The organism is Janthinobacterium sp. DSP2-3-3, from assembly GCF_049897325.1.
In the GTDB taxonomy this organism is placed as follows: domain Bacteria; phylum Pseudomonadota; class Gammaproteobacteria; order Burkholderiales; family Burkholderiaceae_D; genus Janthinobacterium.
In genome coordinates this window covers 575828-597813 of sequence record NZ_JAFCWA010000001.1, presented here as the reverse complement: position 1 = coordinate 597813, position 21986 = coordinate 575828, and the positions used below count along the sequence as shown (strand labels likewise).

Sequence of the window (21986 nt, the reverse complement as noted above, 5' to 3'; positions counted from 1 at the left end):
CAGGCTGAAAAATGGTTACGAGCAATCGTAGCCATTTTTTATTCTGGCACTATCCTGCCGATTGCTTTCGCCTCATTTGAAAATTGACAATGTCCCATTCCCTGCATCACCAATTTTTACGTTTCGCCGCCGTCGGCGCTTCCGGTACGGCCGTGCAATACAGCGTGCTGTGGGGCGGCGTGGAATGGGCCGGCATCAGTGCCGCCGCCGCTTCCGGCATCGGCTACATCCTGGGTTCCGTCGTCAACTACCTCCTCAATTACTTTTTCACGTTTAAGAGCGACAAGGGGCATGGCGAGGCGGCTTCCAAGTATTTCACCTTGCTGGGTATAGGCTGGTGCATCAATACGGGCCTGATGTGGCTGCTGGTACACCAACTGGGCTGGTATTACTGGCTGGCGCAGGTGTTGGCCACCGGCATCGGGTTGGTCTGGAATTTCGCGGGCAGCCGCTGGTGGGCCTTCAAGCCGGCCAGCGCGGACCAAGTAAGCAAGTAAATAGTTGTTGCAAGAAAAAAAGATGCGCATAGTCCAAGACCAGGCGCGCGGTTTTACCAAAACAAGGGGTTAATCATGCAGTTCCTGGAACGCTATTTCAAACTGAAGGACAACGGGACCAATGTGCGCACGGAGCTGCTGGCCGGCCTGACCACATTCCTGACGATGGCCTACATCATCTTCGTCAACCCCTCCATCCTTGGCGACGCGGGCATGCCGAAAGACGCCGTCTTTGTTGCTACCTGCCTGGCGGCCGCCATCGGCACCTTGATCATGGGCTTGTATGCGAACTACCCGATTGCGCTGGCGCCGGGCATGGGCTTGAATGCGTATTTCTCGTACACGGTGGTCAAGGGCATGGGCATGAGCTGGGAAGTGGCGCTGGGCGCCGTCTTCATTTCCGGCTGCCTGTTCATCCTGGTCAGCCTGTTCAAGGTGCGCGAGATGATCATCAACAGCATCCCGCCCGCGCTGCGCACGGCGATTACTGTTGGTATCGGCCTGTTCCTGGCGATCATTTCCTTGAAAAGCGCCGGCGTAGTGGTGTCGAATCCGGCTACCATCATCGCGCTGGGCGACTTGCACCAGGCGGCGCCCATCCTGGCCATCCTCGGTTTCTTCATCATCGTCGCGCTGGACCGCCTGAAAGTGCCGGGCGCCATCCTGATCGGCATCCTCGCCATCACCATTGCCAGCTTCTTCTTCGGCGGCAACCAGTTCAACGGCATCGTTTCGGCGCCGCCCGCCATCGAGCCGACGCTGTTCAAGCTCGACATCATGGGCGCGTTGTCGATCGGCATCGTCAATGTGGTGCTGGTATTTTTCCTGGTCGAGCTGTTCGATGCGACGGGCACCCTGATGGGCGTGGCTAACCGTGCCGGCTTGTTGAAAGACGGCAAGATGGAACGCATGAACAAGGCTTTGCTGGCCGACAGCACGGCGATTGCCGCCGGCGCTTGCCTGGGCACCTCCAGCACCACGGCCTTCGTCGAAAGCGCGGCCGGCGTGCAAGCGGGTGGCCGCACGGGCTTGACGGCCGTGGCCGTCGCGCTGCTGTTCCTGGGCAGCCTGTTCTTCGCCCCGCTGGCGCACACGGTGCCGCCGTACGCGACGGCGCCCGCGCTGCTGTACGTGGCGTGTTTGATGCTGCGCGAACTGACCTACATCGACTGGGATGACAGCACGGAAAGCATTCCGGCCGCCATCACGGCGCTGATGATGCCATTCACGTATTCGGTGGCCAGCGGCGTGGCTTTCGGCTTCATCACTTACGCGGTCTTGAAACTGTTGACGGGCAAGGGCAAGCAAGTGTCGGTGGTAGCCTACATCATCGCCGCCATCTTCCTGTTCAAGTTTATCTACCTGGGCGAATAGCCGATTCGGCGGCGAGTAGTTGCCGTCGCAATGACAAGGCCGCCCGGGCATCAGCAGGGGCGGCCTTTTTTGATGACGCGGCTTACATCAGCAGCGCCGCCACCAGGTCTTTCTTGTCGTCGCTGGCGCTGCCATCGAAGCGCAAGGCCGCTTCCACATGCGCCAGGTGCTCGACCATCAGGCGCGCCGCCAGGTTCGCGTCGCCGCTGCGCGCCGCCTCAAGAAAGCGGCCGTGTTCGTCGCACGAGCAGGCGGCAGCATGGCCGGACTGATACAGCATGGTGATCAGCGAGCTGCGGCCCACCAGTTCACGCACAATGTCGCGCAGCACGGCGTTGCCGGCGATGTCGGCCAGTAAGACGTGGAAGTCGCCCAGCAGTTGCGAGCGTAGCGGCGTCGCTTGCGCCAGCGCCAGGCGTTCCGCTTTCAGGTGCCGCTCCAGCATCCTGTAGTCGGCGGGCTTGGCCCGCGCGACGAATTCGTGCGCCAGGGCCGCTTCGATGATGCGCCGCGCGGCGAAGATGTCGCGCGCTTCCGCTTCGGTCGGCTGGCTGACGAAGGCGCCCTTGTCGGGCACCATGCGTATGAGTTTGTCTTTGGACAGGATCAGCAGGGCGGCGCGGATCTTGGTGCGGCTGACGCCATACAGCCGGCACAGCGCTTCTTCGCGCAGCCGTGTACCGGGCGGCAATTGGCGTGCCACGATGGCTGCCGCCATATGCTCGGCAATTTCTGCCGAGCTGTCGCCGCTGCCGTGCTTGTCCACCAGGGGTGCGCTTGATTCTGTCATGTCGGGCGAGAGCAGTAAGCCAGGGGCAAGGCGAACCTTGCAAGCGCATGCCCGCGCGGCGGCGTGGTTGACGCCCCGCTGCCGGCATGCCGTTGTGTGCCTTCCGTATCGGGAAAGCTTGGCTATTCTACTATCTTGCGTGGCGCCGCGCAGACGGACGCGGCTGCTGCCCGCAGGCTTGCTCCGGTTGGCGTCAGCGCCCCGTCCGGCCGATGCGTGCCATGTCACTGCAGCGCCCATTCAGCGCCTGTGCACATGGCGAAGGCGCGCCGCAGCACCTGCCGTGCCTTGGCACCCCGTGGCATCCCAACGAGGCAAGTAGCGGCAGGCAGCCTGTTTTTGCTGACCATGCAGCAACAGTCATGCAGCAACAACTGGACATGAGAAATTTTGACGTATATAATTCGGCCTCCTTTCCCTGATAGCTCAGTTGGTAGAGCGACGGACTGTTAATCCGCAGGTCCCTGGTTCGAGTCCAGGTCGGGGAGCCAGAACAAGCACTAGCAAAGGGCCACGTGGCAACACGCGGCCCTTTTGTCATGCGCGCACGGTTTCCCATTCACGCTTGCCATCCCTTCAGTGCCCTTAGCTATGTGCGCGATGCCGGCCCGCTGGTGGCAGGGGCACGCGCACTGTTTCCCGGATCAGGGATCGACAAACACGTCGAAACGGACCTTCAGCGGGCTGCCCCAGGAGATATCCACCCAGGCACGGAAGCCGCCGTTGTACGGTGCGATGTTGTACACGGCCATGCGGGCGGCGCCAATGAAGCGGTCCTGGGCATTCGCGCCAAATTCGCTGATGTTGAGCAGCACGCGCGAATTGGCTTTTACGTTGGCATTGGCGAAGTTGACCGAAGGATGCACGCCATTGGCGGTCCACGTGTAAAAGGTAGTGAAGGCGGCGGCGCTCAGGTTCAAGTCTTGTGCAGCAGCGCCTTTTGCGCTTTTGCCTTCCTGTTCCATCGGCAGATCCGTGGTTTCCGGGGCCAGGTTGCTACCGGTGCGATGTTCTACTTTCATTTCCATGATGTACTCCTGATCGATAGTTTGGACGCCGCGCCTAACGTCGTGCGGCAAGACGCCCTATCTGTTGCCGTGACGGCCAGTGTCACGTCCTGGCTGATAAGGTAGCCGCCTGCTCCATGCTGTTGGAGTAAGCCATTCTAGGCAAACGCACGGGAAAAAAGTGCGCAGGGCCGCCGGAAAAACAGCGCTCATTTGTGCTGGCGCAAACACCTTGCAGGCAAGTGCCAAGATCTTTTCCCGCAGGCTATTTTTATGGGGCGCCACGCATGCCGCGCAGGACGATGGCACAATAGACCCAGCCGACCTGTCGATGCGCAACCCGTTGCGAGCCTAGCCCATGCCGATACTGAACCTGAGTGCCGAAATCGATATCTATTACGAATTGATCGAAGGCGACCCCGCCAAGCCCTGCCTGGTATTCCTGCACGAGGGGCTCGGCTGTTGTGCGATGTGGAAAGATTTTCCCGTGCAGCTATGCCAGGCGACGGGGTGCCGCGGCTTGCTGTATGACCGCCACGGCTATGGGCAGTCGTCGCCGCTGGCGGCGCGCCGCCAACTCCATTATTTGCACGACTACGCACTGTGCGAGTTGCCGCAAGTGCTAGCCGCATTGCTGCCGGGGCAGGACCATTTTCTCATCGGCCACTCGGATGGCGGCAGCATCGCCTTGATCTATGCGGCGCAGCAGCCGCCGCGTTTGCGCGGCATCATCACCGAAGCGGCGCACGTGTTTGTCGAGGGCATCACGCTCGACGGCATCCGTGTGGCGGACGCGGCGTTTGGCGCGGGCAAGCTGCGCGCGCTGGCGAAATACCATGGTGACAAGACGGAAACCATCTTCAAGGCCTGGACGGATACCTGGCTCAGCTATGGATTCCAGTTCTGGAACATCGAATACCTGCTGCCTTCCGTCGAATGCCCGGCGCTGGTGCTGCAGGGCAGCGAGGACCAGTACGGCAGCGCGGCCCAGGTCGACACCATCGTGGCGCAGGCGCTCAACGCCGTGCCCGCCATGGTCGAGCAATGCGGCCATACGCCGCACCAGGAGCAGCCGCAGGCCTTGCTGGCGCTGATGGAAGGTTTTTTGCAAGGCCGCATGGATGCGGCCACTCACCCGAGAAACACATGATGGCCGCACCTGGCGGCGCTGTGAATTGCCATCGAGGATGGGCCGGTGGCCCGCACGGATGCCACCGGCCCATCCGTTCCGTCTACCTGCGCGACCCGGACCGCAACCTGATCGAAGTGTCCGAACGCGCCTGATGTCCCATTGGGCGCGCAGGCGCCAGGCATTCAATGGCAGGAGGGATCGCTGTCCCAGCGGCCCGAACAGATGCGCGAGCGGCACAGCATGCCTTCGATCATGCCCAACTGCTTGCAGCGCCGCAAGAGTTCCGCCGTTCCCTGTCCCTGTTCCTGTTTCTGTTCCTGGTCCTGCTTGCGCAGCACCACGTCGCGCACGGGCGCCGTCGTGCCTTCTTGCCGGTGCGCATGGGCCACCATCGCCGTCAGCAAGGCGACGTCGCTGTCGCCGGGCGCGGTAGCGGGCCTCGACTCTTGCGGGCGCGCAGCGGCCTGGCGCACAGGCGGCGGCGCCTTGCGCGGCATGCCCGCGCTTGCCGTCGTCGCTGCGGCCGCAGGCAAGGGCGGCGCTGGCGTATTGACGATGGTGGCCGCTTGCGCCGCGTGCGCGAGCACTGCTGGCGCGGGAGCGATTGCCAGTGCGGGCGGCGCCGTGGCCACGGCCGTGGTGGGCACCGGCGGCAGGGGCCGAGGCACGATGGTCGTGTCATAAGCGAGCACGGCCAGCACCGCCAGGCACAGCGCGCCAGCGGCCCAGTGCCGCCAGCCAGGGCGCCAGCGCAGGGCCGGCCTGGCTACGGGCGCGGCGGCGCCGTGTTCGAGCTGCGACAGGATGCCCTTGCTTTCGATGGGCATGCCAGCCGCGCCGGCCTTGCTCAGCAGGTTCGGGCCGCGCGCCTGGCCATCTCCGTTTTTCAATAAAGACAAAATATCACCTCCGCAGTGGATCAAACTCGACTGACCTTGATGTAAACCGCGCTCATGCGGGCTGTGCACGCCTACGATCTAGCGATACCGCCGGGAAATTGCTGTCCGGCCCAGACTATCCCTGTCACGGAGCGCCCATGTTCGTCGCCTTGGTCCTGATGTATTTCCTGCTGGCCTGTTTTGCCTGCTGGTTGCTGCTGTTTCCCGGCGGCCGCGCCGTCGTGCTGCACACCCTCGTCAACCTGGGCTGGCGCATGCAGCGGCGTGCGCAGTACTTGAAGGGCGGCAGCGGCGCGCAGTGGCAGCGGGTGCGGCAACACACGGGCTCGGGCGTGGCGCGCGCTTGGCAGATGTTGTTGCGGCATCGTTGGCTGAGCCTGGCCGGCAGCGTGCTGGTCATCGTGCCGCCGCTGCTGGCCTGGCTGTCCAGCGACAGCATCGCCCTGCGCGGCTATGCCGACCGGCAACACGTCATCAATGACCAGGTCAGCGACTTGCTGAAAGGCGAGCAGCTGGTGCCGCCGCCAACCTTGCCGCCACTGCTGTTTTCCACGGCGGAAGTGACGCAGTTGCGCCCGCTGCTGGGCGGCGCCAGCCGCAATTGGCAATTGCTCGACCACGACTACGCGCAGCGCCTGCTGCTGGTCTTCAAAATCATGAAGGACGTGCATGGTTACGACATGGTCTTGCTGGAAGGCTACCGCAGTCCCGCGCGCCAGGATCAACTGGCGGCGGTCGGCCCGAACGTGACGAACGCCAGGGCGTTTCAAAGCTATCACCAGTATGGCCTGGCCGCCGATTGCGCATTCATGCATGAAGGAAAACTCATCATTTCTGAAAAAAATGCCTGGGCCATGCGCGGCTACCGTTTATATGGCGTGACGGCCGAATCGGTGGGCCTGCGCTGGGGCGGGCGCTGGACCATGATGGATTTTGGCCACACGGAATTGCCGCAACCGCGCGTGCTGGGCAAGTAAGCCGCGCCAGTCATTCTAGCGCCGCGTCGCGGCCTGATTTTCATCGCTGCAAGCTTGCTTGCGCAGCGTCAATGGCATACCAGCGCCTGCCGCGCGTTGGCGCCTGGTACTTGTCATATGTCAACAAAGGCGCGCCGCATTGCTGTCAGCATGGGCCGCATCCGCCTTGCTACGCGGCGGCGTCCATCTGCTTTGCGACCTCACCCTGGGCTCATCATGCTGCGACGAATCTGGCATTTCCTGACCGACAGCCGCAATCTGACCATCCTCGGCTTCGTGGCGCTGGCCGTTTTCCTGTACCTGGGCGCCGAGGTGCTGGAAGTGGCGCTGATCTGGGCGCTAGCCTTGCTGCTACTGGCCTTTCTCACCTGGCTGGGCCTGTGGCTGTGGCGCCGGCGCCGCGCACGGCGCGATGCGCAGGCGCTGGGCCAGGCCATCCTCAACGAGGCCGAGATCGCCGCTGCGCAAGCGGCCTCCGCCTCGACGGCCAGCAGCACCCAGCAAGGCGAACTCGACGCCGTGCGCACGGGTATGCTGGCCGCCATCGAGACCATCAAGACGTCCAAGCTGGGCCTCAAATCGGGCGCCGCCGCCTTGTACGAATTGCCGTGGTACATGATCATCGGCAATCCGGCCGCCGGCAAGAGCAGCGCCATCCTGCATTCGGGCTTGCAGTTTCCTTTCGCCGACGGCAAGATCGTGCAAGGCGTGGGCGGCACGCGCAACTGCGACTGGTTTTTCACCACGGACGGCATCGTGCTCGACACGGCGGGACGTTATTGCGTTGTCGACGAGCACCGCGGCGAGTGGTTCGGCTTTCTCGACCTGCTGAAAAAATACCGGCGCAAGGCGCCCGTCAACGGCATCCTCGTCGCCGTCAGCATCGCCGAATTGAAAGGCGATCCCGATGTCGGCATGCAACTGGCGCGCAGCCTGCGCAAGCGCGTGCAGGACGTCATCGAGCGCCTGGAAGTGTTCGCGCCCCTGTACATCGTGTTTACCAAGGCGGACCTGGTCGCCGGCTTCACGGAGTTTTTTGCGGATGCCGAGCGCAGCGAGCGCGAGCGCGTCTGGGGCGCCACCATGCCTTACCAGCGCAAGCTGCCCACGGCCGACCTGCTGGCCTTTTTCGACCAGAGTTTCGATGAATTGCACGATGGCTTGACGGAGCTGAGTCTGGCCAACATGGCGCACCGGCAACGCAAGACGATGGCGCCCGGCGTGTTTACCTTTCCGTTGGAATTTGCCGCCGTCAAGCCGGCCCTGCGCGCCTTCATCGCCACCCTGTTCGAGGAAAACCCGTTCCAGTTCCAGCCCGTGTTCCGCGGCTTTTATTTCACCAGCGCGCTGCAGGAGGGCGAGCCCGTCAGTGCCTCCTCGCAGCAGGTGGCGCGCCGCTTCGACCTGGCCTATGCGCCGGCCCCGGCCGCAGTAACGTCCGGTGCGCGCCAGCATGGCTATTTCCTGCTGGAGCTGTTCCGCAAGGTTATTTTTGCCGACAAGCACCTGGTAGCCAACTATGCCAACCGCGCCAAGCTGCGCTTCAAATATGCCGTGTTCTTTGCCGCGACGGTGTCGCTGGGCGCCTGCCTGGGCGGCTGGAGCTGGTCCTACCTGGGCAACCGGCAACTGGTGGCCAACGTGGAGGCCGATTTAAATAAAGTGGTGAAACTGCAGGAGCGGCGCCTGGACTTGCAGTCGCGCCTGGAAGCGCTCGAGATCTTGCAGGACCGCATCGAGCAGCTGGAAGCGTACCGCACGCAACGGCCCTGGTCCTTGCGCCTGGGCCTGTACCAGGGGGAGCTGCTTGAACGCAAGCTGCGCGAGGAATATTTTGCCGGCGCGCGCCAGGTCATGCTGGCCCCCGTGGCGGGCGCGCTGGAAGCCTTGCTGTTCGAGATGAACGCCGGCGCCGACCAGCTGCAGCCCACGGCGCGCACGCCGCAGACGCCAGCCGCCGCATCGCCCACTGCAGCGCCAGCCGCACCGCGCAGCGTGCAGTACCAGGCGGCCAGCGCGACGAATGTGGAGGATGCCTACAATGCGCTGAAAACCTATCTGATGCTGGCCGATAAGACGCATGCCGAGAGCAGCCACCTGAACGACCAGATGACGCGCTTCTGGCGCGGCTGGCTGGAAGGCAACCGGGGTGCCATGCCGCGCGAGCAGATGATACGCAGCGCCGAACGGCTGTTGACGTTTTACCTGGCGCAGATCGGCGACCCGTCCTGGCCGCGCATCGAACAGAAGCTGGCGCTGGTCGACCAGGCGCGCGAAAACCTGCGCCGCGTGGTGCGCGGCATGCCGGCGCGCGAGCGCGTGTATGCCGACATTCGCGCGCGCGCCTCGACGCGTTTTCCCGGCATGACGGTGGCGCGCATCGTCGGCGAACAGGATCAAGCGCTGCTGGCGGGCAGTTACGCCGTCTCCGGCGCCTTTACGCGCCAGGCGTGGGAAAAGTTTGTCGAAGGCGCGTTTCGCGATGCCGCCAACCGCGAGCTGCAAAGCGCCGACTGGGTGCTGAAAAGCGCTTCCACCGACGACCTGACCCTGGAAGGCAGCCCGGAGCAGATCGAGAAAAACCTGGTGGCCATGTACAAGGCCGACTATGCGCGCGAGTGGCAAAAATTCGTGCAGGGCGTCGCTGTCGCCGACCTGAAAGGCTTTGACGGCGCCGTGCAGGCGATGAATCGCCTGGGCGATCCGCAAGCGTCGCCGATCGCCAAACTGCTGACCACCATCTACGCAGAAACCTCGTGGGATAACCCGGCGCTGCAGAATGCGCAATTGCGCAAGGCCGAGCGGGGCATCATCGCCTGGTTCAAGGAAACCGTGCTGCGCCGCGCGCCATCGCAGTTGACGGCCAATCCGGGCATCAATGCGCAGATCGACCCGGCGCGCCTGGACAAACCCATGGGTCCTGTGGGACGCGAATTTGCCGGCGTGGGCAAGTTGGTGGCGGCCAACGATAACAATGCGTCGCTGATGCGCGCGTATCTGGAGGCGCTGTCGAAACTGCGCAGTCGCCTGAACCAGTTGAAGAACCAGGGCGACGCGGGGCCGGGCGCGCGCCAGTTCATGCAGCAGACGCTGGAGGGCAGCGGTTCCGAGCTGGCCGACAGCCTGAAACTAGTCGATGAGCAGATGCTCACGGGGATGAGCGACACGCAAAAGCAGGCCATCCGTCCCATCCTCGTGCGGCCATTGATGCAGACCTTTGCCGTCATCGTCGCGCCGGCGGAACTGGAGATCAACAAGACCTGGGCGGCGCAGGTGTACGAACCGTTCCAGAAATCGCTGGCGAACAAATATCCGTTTGCCCCAAACGCGCGCATCGAGGCGAGCAGCCTGGAGATCGGCCAGTTCTTCGGCCCGGAAGGCCTGGTGGCGAAATTCGTCACCACCTCCATGGGTCCCCTGGTGGTGCGGCGCGGCGACGTGCTGGCGCCGCGCACCTGGGCCGACATGGGCATCAGCCTGTCGCCGCAGGTGGTGGCGCGCTTTCCCGGCTGGATCGCGCCGCTGGGCGCGGGCGGCGTGGCGGCCACGTCTTCGGCGGCGCAAACCGTGTTCCAGATCCAGCCGTCGCCCGCGCCTGGCACCCTGGAATACACGGTGGAGATCGACGGCCAGCAGCTGCGCTACCGCAACACGCCGGCGCAGTGGACGAATATGCTCCATCCCGGCCCGCAAGGCGCGTCCGGCGTCCAGGGCGCGCGCATCACCGCCGTCACCTTCGACGGGCGCACGGTGGAACTGTTCAACGAGCCGGGGCAATTCGGCTTGAAGCGCATGATCGATGCGGCGACCAAGAAACGCAAGGATGGCGGCGTGTTCGAACTGCGCTGGGCGCGCGGCGAGGTGGCCGTGGCGGTCGACCTGAAAATCACCAGCAGCGCCGAAACGACGGGCGCCGGTGCCGCCACTGCGTTGCAGGAGCAGGGCTTTCGCGGCATGCAGCTGCCCGAGACCATCGTCGGCACGCCGGGCGTTCCCGCCGCGCCCGCGCCGGCTATCGCTGTCGCGGCGTTGCCCGGGGTGGCGCCATGATGCGCGCGCCGCAACAGGTGCGCCTCGGTTACTTTGGCAAGATCCCCACGCGCGGCGACTTCATCAAGGCCTGCGACAATCACGCGCTGGTGCAGCTGCTCGACGATTGGCTGGCGCAGGTCATGAATGCCTTGACGGTGGAACCGCGCTGGAAGCTCAATTACGACGCCTTGCCGCCGCTGCGCTTTGCCTTTGTCGGCACGCGCAGCCGGCGCGCCATCGCCGGGCGCCTGGAAGCGAGCAATGACCAGTCGCAGCGGCGCTTTCCCTTCATGGCCATGGGCGCGCTGGAAGTCGATGATGCCGAGCTCTTTGTCGGCTGCAGCCCGCTGGTGCTGGCGCCGCTGTGGCAGCGCGTGGAGCAGCTGTCGCAAGGCATTTTGGCGAGCGCCGAACCGGGGCCGGCGCTGCTGGCGCTGGCTGGCAACATGGTGGAAGTCGAACCGGCCGCACCGTGCCATGCGGCGCGCCTGGCCGCTTTTTTACAGGCGCAGACGGTGCATGGCCTGCAGGCGATGCTGGCCTCGCCCGCGTTCCCGGTGACGGTGCGCGAACTGCTGCTGGGACTGGGCCTGCTGCTGCAGCCGGTGCGCCACAGCGGCTTGCCGCGGCTGGAGAAAAGCCTGGTGCTGCCGCTGCCGCGCGAAGCGCAGCTGCGCGACCTGGTGGCCAGCTTCTGGCTGCACCTGATCGCGCCTTTCCTGCGCCAGGCCGATTTTGAACTGGCGCTGTTTTTTTCCCACCTCGACGAGGCGCCCGTGTTGGTGATCGGTTTTTGCGGTGCCGACCCGCATGGCTTGCGCGCGCTGATCGATCCGCAGGCCGGCAGCGAACGGCTGATCGTGTTCGACCAGCTGGACTGGGTTGAGGAGCAGCTGGGACACGATGCGGCGCTGCGCCATTTTTCCGCCTGCCTGCAGCAGGAGCAGCTGTCTCTGCGCTCGGCCTGCGCCATGTTTGCCGATACCTTTGTCTGAAGGACTGCGATGAAATCTCCTGTCATTTTCCTGCTGCTGCTTGCCGCTGCCGCTCCCTGCCGAGTCCTGGCGCAAGCGCAGGCGCCCCAGACGCCCATGCCGGGGCAGATCCTCGTCACGGGCACCCTGGCCGACGAGGCGGGCAAGGCGGCCGTGCTGGCCCGCTTGCGCGAATTGTACGGCGCCGAGCGCGTGGTCGACCAGATCGCCATCGGTAACGTGGCCGTGCCGGCCAACTGGCACGCCTACGTGCAAAAGCTGATTGCACCGAACCTGAAGCTCATTTCGCGGGGCCAGATCAGCATAGCCGGCAACAACGTCAGCGTACGCGGCGAAGTGGCGAATGAGTCGCAGCGCCAGCAGATCGCCAGCGACATCGCCACCAGCCTCAATCCCACGTATGTCGTCAACAATGGCTTGCGCGTCAAGGCGGCCGAGGCCGAGCAGGGCTTGCTCGATGCGGCGCTCGACAAGCGCATCATCGAATTTGACAGCGGCAAGGCTTCCATGACGCCGGCCGGCCTGGCCATCCTCGACGAGATGGCGGCCGTCATGCTCAAGCTGCAGGGACGCAAGGTGGAAGTGATCGGCCATACGGACGACACGGGCCTGCGCGCCAGCAATGTGGCCCTGAGCCAGGCGCGCGCCGAAGCCGTGCGCGCCTATCTGGCCAGCAAGGGCATCGTGGCCGATTCGGTGCTGGTGTCGGGCCAGGGACCGGACCGTCCCGTGGCCAGCAACGCCACGGCCGATGGCCGGGCAAGAAACCGGCGCATCGAGTTCAGAATCGCGCAATGATCAGCGAATGATAATCAAGGCAGGGTAATGGTCAGGTGCGCCGGGCTTGGCGCCAGCTTGACCAGGTCCGCATACGCGGCCAGGGTGGTTTGCGTGCCGCGTGTCAAATGCGTTTTCAAACCCAGGTAGGCGCAGATGGCCAGCAGGGCGAAAAAGCTCGACAGCGCCCACAGCGGCACGTCGCTGCCGCGTTTGTTGACCACCTGGTCGGGGCGTTCCGCGCGCGGCGCGAAGCCGCGGCTCTTGCCCTTGATGTGGGCGATCTCGTCGCCCAGGCGCGCCGTCAGGTAGCTGAGTTTTTCGCCGCCGTCGATCGCATACTTGCCCTGAAATCCCAGCAACAGGCACATGTGGAAGACTTGCAGCGCCTGCACGCGCATGGCGCCCTTGCCGCGCAAGGCGTCGAGGCGGTCGAAAAAATGTTCGCCGGCCAGCTGGTCGCCAAAGATCAGCAGTTGCAGCGGGCGTCGCTCCCACTGCTTGCGCAGGGCAAAGGGCGAGGCCAGGATGATTTCATCGACCGCCGCGCAAAACGCATACTTGGCCGCTTCGATATCGTCGCCATCGGCGCGGATCTTTTTCGCTTCCCGTTCGAAGTCGTCGAGGAAGGCCGTGATGCGGTCCATGAAGCTTTGTTCGTCGCCGGGCGCCGAACCGTGCTTCAGCATGAACAGCATATAAAAGCCTTCGTGCATCAGGTCCAGCAGGGCGCTGCCGGCATGCCGGCTGCTGCCTGCCGGGGCGGCACCGCGTGGTCCCAGCAGGGAGGGCGCCGCGCGCCGTTCGATGAGCTGGCTCATGCCGTCACCGCGATCAGTTCCAACTGCAGGTCGCGTATGCCGGCCGGCACGTACACGGAAATCGACTGCGCCTTGAGCATCTGTTCGTACGGTACGCCGCGGTTTTCAATCGCAAAATAATAGGTGTCGGGCCGCACGGGAATGGCTGCCGGCACTTGTGGCGCGTGCGACAGCTTCAGGCCGGGCATGGCCGTCAGCACGCATTTTTCCACGTCGTCTGGCGCACCCACCTTGACGCGCAGCGGCACCACGTCCACCAGTTCGATGGCCGGCATGGCGGCGCGAATCGCCAGGTACAAGGTGGTGTGCTGGTCGATCTTGCCCGAATCGAGCTTGCCCAGGTAGTACGACGGTTTGTCTTCAAGCAGAGCGATGGAAAAATACTTCGACGAGATGACAGTGTCGAGCAGTTCGCGGATGATGCCATCGATGGCGTCGAAGCAGATGCCCGGCTGCGCGTGGTCGTAGGCGGGCAGGCTGGCCAAGGTGTAGTGCTTGGAATAGCTGAGCAGGCCGCCCGCCAGGCCCAGCAGCGCCTCGTACAGGCGCTCCGGATGCAGGGCCGGATGGCGCACATAGTGCATCAGCGCGGCGGCGGCCGTGCTGACCGTGTGCAGCAGCCAGAACGAGGACACGTCGCCCGAGCGGAATTCGATCACGTTGCGGCTCGGCTCCCGGTGGTGCCCGTGCAGCGCGCTCACTTTCGCCTGCAGCGCATCGAGCAGGTGTTCCAGTAGGCCCTGCAGGCGCGGCGCGCCGGCGATCGCCAGGCTGGGCGCCATGAACGATGGCACGGGCTCGAAGCCGCCCGACACCGTGCGCCGCAGGGCAATCAGCGGCAGGCAGTCGTAGGAACCGCGCGCCTCGCTGTCGGGAATCAGGCGCACGGTCTTCTTCAGGTACGCCACGTCGGCCACGGCGGACTCCGTAAACAGGTCGGGCGTGGCGCGCATGGCGTGCGCAAAGCGCGTGGCTGTAGGCGTACCTGCCTTTGACGCCTGCGCCGTGTAATTCATACCTTCGCGGTTGAGGATGGGCAGCGCTGCATAATATGTCACTTCCTGCACCGCCGGCGGCAGCGCTTCCAGGTCCACCGGCGGGGGCAGGGTGTCGCTGCCCGGTGCGCCGTCGCCCAGCGCCTCGAACACTTCGCCGTCGCGGAAGATCGCCGACAGGGCTTGCAGGTGCAAGGTGCCCGTTTTCAGCGCCGCCAGGTCCCACTGCATATGCGCCACGCCCCACAGGTAGGGATGCAGCGCGCTGGCCGTGTGATGCAGGCGCGCTTCGTGATACTGATCCTGGCGCTGGAAATGCTGCGGCCGCAGGAACAGGCCCTCTCCCCACAAGACTTTCGCTGCCATGCCCATTTCGTTTCTCCTTGAATGTGTGGCGTGCCGGTCTGCGGCTACATTATTGGCAGCGCAGGGCCGCCAGCGGTGCCATGCCGCTGCCCATGCTGGCCACGCTGAGCGCACACGCGTGCAGGCCGACGGTGATGCCGCCGCGTTCCGCGTCGGCGGCGGCAAAGGTGGCGCGCCAGCGCTGTGCCGCAGGCGCGCGGAACAGGGCCACCACGCCGATGAAATACGCTTCCTTGCTGACTTTTTCCTGCACTTCGTAGCGCTGGCCCGGCACCAGCAGCACCTCCTTCACTTCCATCAAGTCGGCGCCCAGCGCGGCCTTTTCGCGCTGCGTGTCGAGGAAGCTGTCGTATGGCGCCTGCTCGAAGGCGGCGCTCTGGCGCAGCTTGTAGATGCGTGCCACCAGCGCCAGTGGCCGGCCTTCGGCATCGGTGTTGAGGCGCTGCGCCGCGTGCAGGCGGATGCTGACGTTGCGCGGCGGTTTTTGCGCGTCGGGCAGTTCGGGCGGCGGTTTGGCCACGCCCGCCATTTGCAGCGCCGCGTTGGCCAGGGTGCCGATGGCGCCGCCCGCACAGCCGGCTTGCAGCAAGGCCAGCAGCAGTAGCGGGGTGGCGCGCGTCAGGCGGCGGAACAGGGCGTCAGATGGCATGGGTGATCTTTGCAAAAATAGTGGCTGGAAATAAAAGTGTTGCAGTCATTTAAACGCATGCACCGGCGGCCTGCTTGCGTTGACGCAAAGTCCGTCTGCGATCAAGACAATTACTGCGCCAAATCAGGATTCATGTCGCCGCACGCGGCTGTGATATGGAACTTCTTCTTTGCTGATTAATCTCAATCTGGCCAAAAAATTGGCGATCAATAATGGCCTCCACCAAGGCGCCGCCCATCTTTCCCAGCGGTAGCGTCCTCCACGTGAAGGAATGCCCGATGAAGCCAGCCACCATGTTGCCCCGTATTGCCTGCCTCGCCAGCGCCTTGCTGCTGGCTGCCTGCGCCACGCCAGAGCAGCCGGCATCCAGGAAACCTGCGGCGCCGACCCTGGCGCAAGTGATGAGCGACGCCGATGCGGCCGCGCGCGCCGGCCAATACGAGCGCGCCATGACCCTGCTCAAGGGCGGCAGCAGCAGCTACCCGGCCGACAAGGCGCCGTTGCTGCAAATGGCGCAGATGAAGTTCGACCGCGGCCAGTACGGCGACGCCATCGGCCATGCGCTCGAAGCGCTGGAACGCGACCCGGACGACAAGGTCGCCAACAGCATCGTCGCCGTCAGCGGCTTGCGCCTGTCCGGCAAGGCGCTGGCCGACCTGTCGCGGCAAAACAATTTGAATGGCTCGCTGCGGTCGGAAGCGCAGGACCTGGCCAAGCTGCTGCGCGCGAGCATCGGCGAAGACGTGCTGGTGCCGCCGGCCAAGCGCCCGCCTGCGGCCGGCAAGCGCGCTCCCACATCCGGCTCCGGCACGCCGGCGGCGAAGGGCGCAGCGTCGCCAGGCAGCACGGCCGACCCGTTCAGCGGCCTGAAATAAGTCCGCGTTCCCATCCCCCCTTTGCAAAGGAAACGACATGCCCAAGTCCGACAGCGTGCAAAAACGCCTGCAAAAGATACGCGCGCCGCGCGTGCAAATGACCTACGACGTCGAGATTGGCGACGCGATTGAAAACAAGGAGCTGCCCTTCGTGGTCGGCGTGCTGGGCGACTTTGGCGGCAATCCGGACAGCGAGAAAAAACGCCTGAAGGACCGCAAGTTCGTCGCCATCGACCGTGACAACTTCGACGAAGTGCTGGCCGGCGTGGAGCCGGTGGCGCGTTTCGCCGTGCCGAACCGCATCAGCGAGGCGGGCGGCACGTTCGCCGTCGATCTGCACTTCCGCTCGATGGATGACTTTCGCCCGGAATCGGTGGTGCGCCAGGTCGATCCCTTGCGCAAGCTGCTCGAGGCGCGCACCAAGCTGGCCGACTTGCGTAACAAGCTGGCCGGTAACGACAAGCTGGAAGACTTGCTGACGGAAGTGCTGAACAACACGGACAGCCTGGCCAGTTTGAAACCGCAGTTTCCAGCGCAGGAGGATTGAGATGAGCGCCCAGGCAGAAGCCCTTGCAGTAGCCCCCCCCGGTGCGCCGGCCGCGACCGACTTGCTGGACCAGATCGTCGAGCAAAGCCGCGTCGCCAAGTCCGGCGCCGAACATGCGCGCGCGCGCGACCTGATCTCGGAACTGGTGGCGCAGGTGCTCGACGGCACGGTGCTGATGTCGAGCAGCCTGTCGGCCACGCTGGACGCGCGCGTGGCGGAAATCGACCGCCTGATTTCTGCGCAGCTCAGCGAAATCATGCACGCGGCGTCGTTCCAGCAGCTCGAGCAAAGCTGGACGGGGCTGCGCTACCTGGTCGGCAATTCCGACACGGGCACGCGCCTGCAGATCCGCATGTTCAACGCCACCAAGCGCGAACTGGTGAAGGATTTCCAGGCGGCGCTGGAGTTCGACCAGAGCAGCATGTTCAAGAAGGTATACGAAGAGGAGTTCGGCACCTTCGGCGGCGCGCCATTCGCCGCGTTGCTGGGCGACTTCGCCATCTCGCGCCAGCCGGAAGACATGTATTTCGTCGAGCAGATGTCGCACATCGCCGCCGCCGCCCATGCACCGTTCATCGCTTCGGCCGCGCCCGAGTTGTTTGGCCTGGAAAGCTACGGCGACCTGGGCAAGCCGCGCGACCTGGCCAAGGTGTTCGACACCATCGAGTACGCGAAATGGAAAGCCTTCCGCGAATCCGAGGATGCGCGCTACGTGGGCTTGACCTTGCCCCGCTTCCTGGGCCGGCTACCCTTCAATCCCGTCGACGGCACCACGGTGGAAGGTTTCAACTTTGTCGAGGAAGTCGACGGCAGCGACCATCACAAATACCTGTGGTGTAACGCCGCGTATGCGTTCGGCTGCAAGCTGACGCGCGCCTTTGCCGACTACGGCTGGTGCGCCGCCATCCGCGGCGTGGAGGGCGGCGGCCTGGTGGACGACCTGCCCACTCACACCTTCAAGACGGACGAGGGCGACGTGGCCCTGAAATGCCCGGCCGAAGTGGCGATCACCGACCGCCGCGAAAAGGAATTGTCGGACCTCGGCTTCATCTCGCTGGTGCACTGCAAGAACACGGCGTATGCGGCGTTTTTCGGCGCCCAGTCGGCGCAGAAAAGCCGCAAGTACAACAGCGACGCGGCCAACGCGAACGCGGTGCTTTCGTCGCAGCTGCAGTACATCTTCGCCGTTTCGCACATCGCCCACTACATGAAGGCCATGATGCGCGACAAGATCGGCAGCTTTGCCGCCGCCTCCAACGTGGAAGACTTTTTGAACCGCTGGCTGATGCAGTACGTGCTGCTCGACGATAACGCCAGCCAGGAACAGAAGGCGCAGTTCCCCCTGCGCGAGGCTTCCGTGCAGGTGCATGAAGTGCCGGGCCGACCCGGCGTTTACCGCGCCGTGTCGTTCCTGCGGCCGCACTTCCAGCTCGATGAATTATCCGTATCGCTCCGACTGGTCGCGGAGTTGCCGAAGTCGACCAATTCCTGATCCATACGATCATCTTTCAACCAGAGGAGCACACCATGGCAATCGATGTATATCTGCAGATAGACGGCATCAAGGGCGAGTCCACCGATGACAAGCACAAGGACTGGATCGAGTGCAAATCGGTCAGCTGGAGCGTCGAGCAGCCGAAGTCCGCCACCGCCTCGACGGGCGGCGGCCACACGGCTGAACGCTGCGAGCACAAGGACATCGTCATCTCCAAGCTGGCCGACCTGGCCTCGCCGGTGCTGCTGCAAACCTGCTCGGCCGGCAAGACCATTCCCAAGGCGCGCTTCGAATTCATGCGCGCCGACGGCCAGGGTGAGCGCGTCAAGTACTTTGAAATCGAAATCGAGAATGTGCTGATCGGCGCCGTCACGCCGAACGTGGAAGAGGGCGACATCCTCGGTGAACACGTCGGCTTCAAGTTCTCGAAAGTGAAGTGGAAATACACGCAGCAAAAAGTGACGGGCGGCGCCGGCGGCAATACCTCGGGCGGCTGGGACCTGGCCGCGAACCGCGTGGCTTGATCCATGGTGCGCGGCGCGTAGCGGCCACCTGCGCTCGCGCGCCGCGCCGACTTTTCAGGAGAGCGCATGGACAGTTATGTACCTGGCCTGTTCGACCGCCTGATGGGCGACGGCGGTGCGGCAGCGGGCGGCGTGGCGGTGCGCCTGTCGCTCGATCAGTTGAAGGATGCGGTAGCGCGCGACCTGGAAGAACTGCTCAACACGCGCGTGGCCCTGCCGCCCGGCGCGCTGGACGCGTATCCGGAATGCGCTGCGTCCATCGTCAACTATGGCTTGATCGATTTCGCCGGCATGTGCCTTTCCAGTAGCGATGACCGCGCCCGCATCTGCGCCGCGCTGAAGGCCGCCATCGAACGCCATGAACCGCGCCTGCGCAATGTGCGCGCCCGCCTGGAGCGCGAAGCGGGCAGCATCAACCGCGTGGGCTTCGTCATCAGCGCCACCCTGGCCGTGATGTCCGGCGGCGAGACGGTCAATTTCGACGCCGTGCTGCAGCCGTCGTCGCTGCGCTATTCGATCAACCGCAAGGGAGCCGCCGCATGAGCAATAATTTGAAAACCCTGATCGCCAAACTGAATGACACGGCGCGCACGGCCGCCACCCGCGCCGCCGGCATCTGCGTGGGACTGGGCCAATATGAAGTCGATATCGAACACCTGTTCCTGGCGCTACTGGAGCAGGAGCGCAGCGATTTCGTCACCATCGCGCGGCGCAGTGAAATCAGCCTGACGGCGCTGGAGGCGGACCTGCGCCGTGAGATCGGCAGCTTCAGGACAGGCAGTGCGCGCACGCCCGTGTTTTCTCCCCACTTGCCGCTGTTGTTTGAACATGCCTGGCTGATCGCCTCGCTGGGCACGGTGGCGGATGCCACCCGGCCGGCCGCCATCCGCAGCCGCCATCTGTTGCTGGCGCTGTTGACGGAGCCGGAACTGTCGCAGCTCGCGTACCGCGGCTCGAAGCTGTTTGCCCGTTTCAGCGTCGAACAATTGAAGCATCATCCGGACAAACTGACGGCGGGCTCCGGCGAGGAGGAAAGCGCGGCAGTGCCGCGGCTTTCCGACACAGGCGACGACCCTGTTGCTACCCTGGCCAGCAAGACCCCGGCGCTGGAGCAGTTCACCACCGACCTGACGCAACTGGCGCGCGACGGCAAGCTCGATCCCGTGATTGGGCGCGAGACCGAGATACGTCAGGCTGTCGATATCCTGCTGCGCCGGCGCCAGAATAATCCGATCTTGACGGGCGAGGCGGGCGTGGGCAAGACGGCCGTGGTGGAGGGCCTGGCCTTGCGCATCGCTGCCGGCGACGTGCCCGAGGTGCTGCAGGGCGCGCACATCCACGCGCTCGACATGGGCTTGCTGCAGGCCGGCGCCAGCGTGAAGGGCGAGTTTGAAAGCCGGCTGAAGAATGTCATCGACGAGGTGACGAAAAGCCCGCACCCCATCATCCTCTTCATCGACGAGGCGCACACCATGATCGGCGCCGGTGGCCAGGCGGGGCAGAATGATGCGGCCAATTTGCTGAAACCGGCGCTGGCGCGCGGCGCCCTGCGCACGATCGCGGCCACCACCTGGAGTGAGTACAAAAAATATTTCGAGAAGGATGCGGCGCTGGCGCGGCGCTTCCAGGTAGTGAAGGTGGAAGAACCGGGCGAAGACATTGCCTGCGCCATGCTGCGCGCCATGGCGCCGCTGATGGAGCGCCATTTCGGCATTCGCGTGCGCGACGCCGCCATCGTCGAGGCGGTGCGCCTGTCTCACCGCTACATCAGCGGGCGCCAGCTGCCCGACAAGGCCATCAGCGTGCTCGATACGGCGTGCGCCAAGGTGGCGCTGGGCCAGCGCGCCACGCCGGCGCAGCTGGAAAACGTGAACCGGCGGCAGGAACGCATCGGCGCGGAAATCGCCGCCCTGATCCGCGAGGCCAGTGATGGTGAAGCAGCCGATAAAGCCGGCGCCACGCGCCTGGCGCAGCTGCGGCGCGAACATGAGGAAGGACAGGCGATGATCGCGGCGCTGGCGCAGCGCTGGGAGCGTGAAAAGGTGCTGGTGGCGCAGATCGGCGACTTGCGTGGGCAACTGCGCGGCGAGCGGCCTGGCGAAGTCGGCGCGGCACGCCTGCTGGCGCTGAAGGAGGAGCTGGCGGCGCTGCAGGGAGAGTTTGCGCTGTCGCCGCTGGAAGTCGACGCACAGGTGGTGGCCGGCATCGTCGCCGGCTGGACCGGCATCCCGCTGGGGAAAATGCTCAATGACGAGATTCGCACGGTGCTGTCCCTGGAGGGGGCGCTGCGCGAACGGGTGCTGGGACAGGACCATGTCATCGAAGCGGTGGCGCAGCGCGTGCGCACGGCGCGTGCCAGCCTGGACGACCCGAACAAGCCGCAAGCCGTGTTTTTGTTCACAGGACCGTCCGGCACGGGCAAGACGGAAACGGCGCTGGCGCTGGCCGACCTGTTGTATGGTGGCGAGCGCAAGCTCATTACCATCAACATGAGCGAATACCAGGAGGCGCACAGCGTGGCCGGCCTAAAAGGCTCGCCGCCCGGCTATGTCGGCTATGGCGAGGGCGGGGTGCTGACGGAAGCCGTGCGGCGCCAGCCCTACAGCGTGGTGCTGCTCGATGAGGCGGAAAAGGCTCATCCCGACGTGCTGGAACTGTTCTTCCAGGTCTTCGACAAGGGCGTGCTCGATGATGCGGAAGGGCGCGAAGTCGATTTTCGCAACACCATCATCATCGCCACTTCGAACCTGGGTTCGGGTGCGATGATGGCCGCCTGCCTGAACCGGGCAGCGCAGGACTTGCCGACGCCTGCCGCGCTGGAAGAGCTGGTGCGCCCGCAACTGGTGGCGCATTTCAAGCCGGCCTTGCTGGGACGCCTGAAGGTGCTGCCATTCTATCCTTTGAACGACGCGGTGCTGGCCGAGATCATCGTCCTGAAACTGGCGCGCATCGGTGCGCGCATCGTGCGCAACCACCAGGCGCAGTTCAGCCATGACGCGGGCCTGGTCGAGGCGGTGCTGGCGCGCTGCACCGAGGTCGACTCGGGCGCGCGCAATGTCGACCAGATCCTCAACGGCAGCTTGCTGCCGGCGATCGCCGAAGCGGTGCTGGCACGCATGGCAGAGGGCGAGCCGATCGCCTCGATACGCGTCAGCGCCAGCAAGCAGGGGCAGTTCAAGTACATCATCAAATAACCTCATCAAGTAACGTCATCAAGTAACGTCACCTCGCGGA

At 64.5% G+C, this 21986-nt stretch carries 19 protein-coding genes, 1 tRNA gene and 1 pseudogene; 15 read left to right on the top strand and 6 right to left on the bottom strand.

Annotated elements, in window-relative coordinates; genetic code table 11:
- The first annotated feature begins 89 nt into the window (after positions 1-89).
- Together ACP7DE_RS02985 and ACP7DE_RS02980 are read left to right on the top strand one after the other, a co-directional pair.
- On the top strand, positions 90-497 hold the full coding sequence (locus ACP7DE_RS02985; protein WP_426070669.1) for a GtrA family protein: 408 nt from the start codon (positions 90-92) through the stop codon (positions 495-497).
- A 75-nt stretch (positions 498-572) separates the two neighbouring features.
- Positions 573-1871 (top strand): NCS2 family permease, encoded by a 1299-nt coding sequence (locus tag ACP7DE_RS02980; RefSeq protein ID WP_426070668.1) that lies wholly within the window; start codon positions 573-575, stop codon positions 1869-1871.
- A gap of 82 nt (positions 1872-1953) precedes the next feature.
- On the opposite strand, the gene ACP7DE_RS02975 is transcribed toward ACP7DE_RS02980, so the two are convergent.
- Positions 1954-2661 carry a GntR family transcriptional regulator gene (locus ACP7DE_RS02975; protein WP_426070667.1) on the bottom strand — a complete coding sequence of 236 codons (708 nt, stop codon included), beginning with the start codon at positions 2659-2661 and terminating at the stop codon, positions 1954-1956.
- A 415-nt stretch (positions 2662-3076) separates the two neighbouring features.
- Between ACP7DE_RS02975 and ACP7DE_RS02970 the strand changes: the two genes are divergently transcribed.
- Positions 3077-3152, top strand: a tRNA-Asn gene (locus ACP7DE_RS02970).
- A gap of 153 nt (positions 3153-3305) precedes the next feature.
- Here the strand turns inward: ACP7DE_RS02970 and ACP7DE_RS02965 are convergent.
- Positions 3306-3689 (bottom strand): hypothetical protein, encoded by a 384-nt coding sequence (locus tag ACP7DE_RS02965; RefSeq protein WP_426070666.1) that lies wholly within the window; start codon positions 3687-3689, stop codon positions 3306-3308.
- A gap of 337 nt (positions 3690-4026) precedes the next feature.
- On the opposite strand from ACP7DE_RS02965, the gene ACP7DE_RS02960 reads away from it, so the two are divergent.
- Positions 4027-4818, top strand: coding sequence for an alpha/beta fold hydrolase (locus ACP7DE_RS02960; RefSeq protein WP_426070665.1), 792 nt, complete (start codon positions 4027-4029; stop codon positions 4816-4818).
- 30 nt (positions 4819-4848) lie between these two features.
- Positions 4849-4952: pseudogene (locus ACP7DE_RS02955) on the top strand (VOC family protein); the annotation flags it as partial.
- A 30-nt stretch (positions 4953-4982) separates the two neighbouring features.
- On the opposite strand, the gene ACP7DE_RS02950 reads toward ACP7DE_RS02955, so the two are convergent.
- Positions 4983-5699, bottom strand: a complete 717-nt coding sequence (locus ACP7DE_RS02950) for a hypothetical protein (protein WP_426070664.1) — start codon at positions 5697-5699, stop codon at positions 4983-4985.
- 137 nt (positions 5700-5836) lie between these two features.
- Here ACP7DE_RS02950 and ACP7DE_RS02945 point away from each other — a divergent pair, with 137 nt between their 5' ends.
- From ACP7DE_RS02945 to ACP7DE_RS02930, 4 genes are all read left to right on the top strand, one after another.
- A complete protein-coding gene (locus tag ACP7DE_RS02945) occupies positions 5837-6676 on the top strand; it encodes a M15 family metallopeptidase (RefSeq protein WP_426070663.1) in 840 nt (279 codons plus the stop codon).
- Positions 6677-6892: 216 nt separating this feature from the next.
- Complete coding sequence (gene tssM, locus ACP7DE_RS02940; RefSeq protein WP_426070662.1) at positions 6893-10726, top strand: type VI secretion system membrane subunit TssM; 3834 nt, start codon at positions 6893-6895, stop codon at positions 10724-10726.
- A complete protein-coding gene (tagF, locus tag ACP7DE_RS02935) occupies positions 10723-11703 on the top strand; it encodes a type VI secretion system-associated protein TagF (protein ID WP_426070661.1) in 981 nt (326 codons plus the stop codon). Before tssM ends, tagF begins: the two co-directional genes overlap by 4 nt.
- 9 nt (positions 11704-11712) lie before the next feature.
- Complete coding sequence (locus ACP7DE_RS02930) at positions 11713-12501, top strand: OmpA family protein (protein WP_426070660.1); 789 nt, start codon at positions 11713-11715, stop codon at positions 12499-12501.
- Positions 12502-12515: 14 nt separating this feature from the next.
- Here ACP7DE_RS02930 and icmH read toward each other — a convergent pair whose 3' ends face one another.
- From icmH to tssJ, 3 genes are read right to left on the bottom strand one after another with little or no spacing between them, the layout of a single operon-like run.
- Positions 12516-13301, bottom strand: coding sequence for a type IVB secretion system protein IcmH/DotU (gene icmH / locus ACP7DE_RS02925; RefSeq protein ID WP_426070659.1), 786 nt, complete (start codon positions 13299-13301; stop codon positions 12516-12518).
- Positions 13298-14668 (bottom strand): type VI secretion system baseplate subunit TssK, encoded by a 1371-nt coding sequence (tssK, locus tag ACP7DE_RS02920; RefSeq protein WP_426070658.1) that lies wholly within the window; start codon positions 14666-14668, stop codon positions 13298-13300. Before tssK ends, icmH begins: the two co-directional genes overlap by 4 nt.
- Before the next feature lie 43 nt (positions 14669-14711).
- Positions 14712-15311, bottom strand: a complete 600-nt coding sequence (gene tssJ, locus ACP7DE_RS02915; protein WP_426070657.1) for a type VI secretion system lipoprotein TssJ — start codon at positions 15309-15311, stop codon at positions 14712-14714.
- A gap of 278 nt (positions 15312-15589) precedes the next feature.
- Here tssJ and ACP7DE_RS02910 point away from each other — a divergent pair, with 278 nt between their 5' ends.
- From ACP7DE_RS02910 to tssH, 6 genes are all read left to right on the top strand, one after another.
- Positions 15590-16186 (top strand): hypothetical protein, encoded by a 597-nt coding sequence (locus ACP7DE_RS02910; RefSeq protein ID WP_426070656.1) that lies wholly within the window; start codon positions 15590-15592, stop codon positions 16184-16186.
- A gap of 37 nt (positions 16187-16223) precedes the next feature.
- Positions 16224-16733, top strand: coding sequence for a type VI secretion system contractile sheath small subunit (gene tssB / locus ACP7DE_RS02905; protein ID WP_426070655.1), 510 nt, complete (start codon positions 16224-16226; stop codon positions 16731-16733).
- Position 16734: 1 nt separating this feature from the next.
- On the top strand, positions 16735-18225 hold the full coding sequence (gene tssC / locus ACP7DE_RS02900; RefSeq protein ID WP_426070654.1) for a type VI secretion system contractile sheath large subunit: 1491 nt from the start codon (positions 16735-16737) through the stop codon (positions 18223-18225).
- A 35-nt stretch (positions 18226-18260) separates the two neighbouring features.
- Positions 18261-18752, top strand: coding sequence for an Hcp family type VI secretion system effector (locus ACP7DE_RS02895; RefSeq protein ID WP_034750126.1), 492 nt, complete (start codon positions 18261-18263; stop codon positions 18750-18752).
- A 66-nt stretch (positions 18753-18818) separates the two neighbouring features.
- Positions 18819-19295: a type VI secretion system baseplate subunit TssE gene (tssE, locus tag ACP7DE_RS02890; RefSeq protein WP_426070653.1), complete on the top strand. Its 477-nt coding sequence runs from the start codon at positions 18819-18821 to the stop codon at positions 19293-19295.
- Positions 19292-21946 carry a type VI secretion system ATPase TssH gene (tssH, locus tag ACP7DE_RS02885; protein WP_426070652.1) on the top strand — a complete coding sequence of 885 codons (2655 nt, stop codon included), beginning with the start codon at positions 19292-19294 and terminating at the stop codon, positions 21944-21946. Before tssE ends, tssH begins: the two co-directional genes overlap by 4 nt.
- The last annotated feature ends 40 nt before the right edge of the window (positions 21947-21986 follow it).

Bases quoted from the DNA above. Each gene is read 5' to 3' on its own strand.
- ACP7DE_RS02975 (WP_426070667.1), bottom strand. From the start codon at position 2,661: ATGACAGAATCAAGCGCACCCCTGGTGGACAAGCACGGCAGCGGCGAC.
- tssB (WP_426070655.1), top strand. From the start codon at position 16,224: ATGCCCAAGTCCGACAGCGTGCAAAAACGCCTGCAAAAGATACGCGCG.
- ACP7DE_RS02965 (WP_426070666.1), bottom strand. From the start codon at position 3,689: ATGGAAATGAAAGTAGAACATCGCACCGGTAGCAACCTGGCCCCGGAA.
- icmH (WP_426070659.1), bottom strand. From the start codon at position 13,301: ATGAGCCAGCTCATCGAACGGCGCGCGGCGCCCTCCCTGCTGGGACCA.
- tagF (WP_426070661.1), top strand. From the start codon at position 10,723: ATGATGCGCGCGCCGCAACAGGTGCGCCTCGGTTACTTTGGCAAGATC.
- tssJ (WP_426070657.1), bottom strand. From the start codon at position 15,311: ATGCCATCTGACGCCCTGTTCCGCCGCCTGACGCGCGCCACCCCGCTA.
- ACP7DE_RS02985 (WP_426070669.1), top strand. From the start codon at position 90: ATGTCCCATTCCCTGCATCACCAATTTTTACGTTTCGCCGCCGTCGGC.
- tssE (WP_426070653.1), top strand. From the start codon at position 18,819: ATGGACAGTTATGTACCTGGCCTGTTCGACCGCCTGATGGGCGACGGC.
- tssK (WP_426070658.1), bottom strand. From the start codon at position 14,668: ATGGGCATGGCAGCGAAAGTCTTGTGGGGAGAGGGCCTGTTCCTGCGG.
- ACP7DE_RS02930 (WP_426070660.1), top strand. From the start codon at position 11,713: ATGAAATCTCCTGTCATTTTCCTGCTGCTGCTTGCCGCTGCCGCTCCC.
- tssH (WP_426070652.1), top strand. From the start codon at position 19,292: ATGAGCAATAATTTGAAAACCCTGATCGCCAAACTGAATGACACGGCG.
- ACP7DE_RS02980 (WP_426070668.1), top strand. From the start codon at position 573: ATGCAGTTCCTGGAACGCTATTTCAAACTGAAGGACAACGGGACCAAT.
- ACP7DE_RS02910 (WP_426070656.1), top strand. From the start codon at position 15,590: ATGAAGCCAGCCACCATGTTGCCCCGTATTGCCTGCCTCGCCAGCGCC.
- ACP7DE_RS02960 (WP_426070665.1), top strand. From the start codon at position 4,027: ATGCCGATACTGAACCTGAGTGCCGAAATCGATATCTATTACGAATTG.
- ACP7DE_RS02895 (WP_034750126.1), top strand. From the start codon at position 18,261: ATGGCAATCGATGTATATCTGCAGATAGACGGCATCAAGGGCGAGTCC.
- tssM (WP_426070662.1), top strand. From the start codon at position 6,893: ATGCTGCGACGAATCTGGCATTTCCTGACCGACAGCCGCAATCTGACC.
- ACP7DE_RS02945 (WP_426070663.1), top strand. From the start codon at position 5,837: ATGTTCGTCGCCTTGGTCCTGATGTATTTCCTGCTGGCCTGTTTTGCC.
- tssC (WP_426070654.1), top strand. From the start codon at position 16,735: ATGAGCGCCCAGGCAGAAGCCCTTGCAGTAGCCCCCCCCGGTGCGCCG.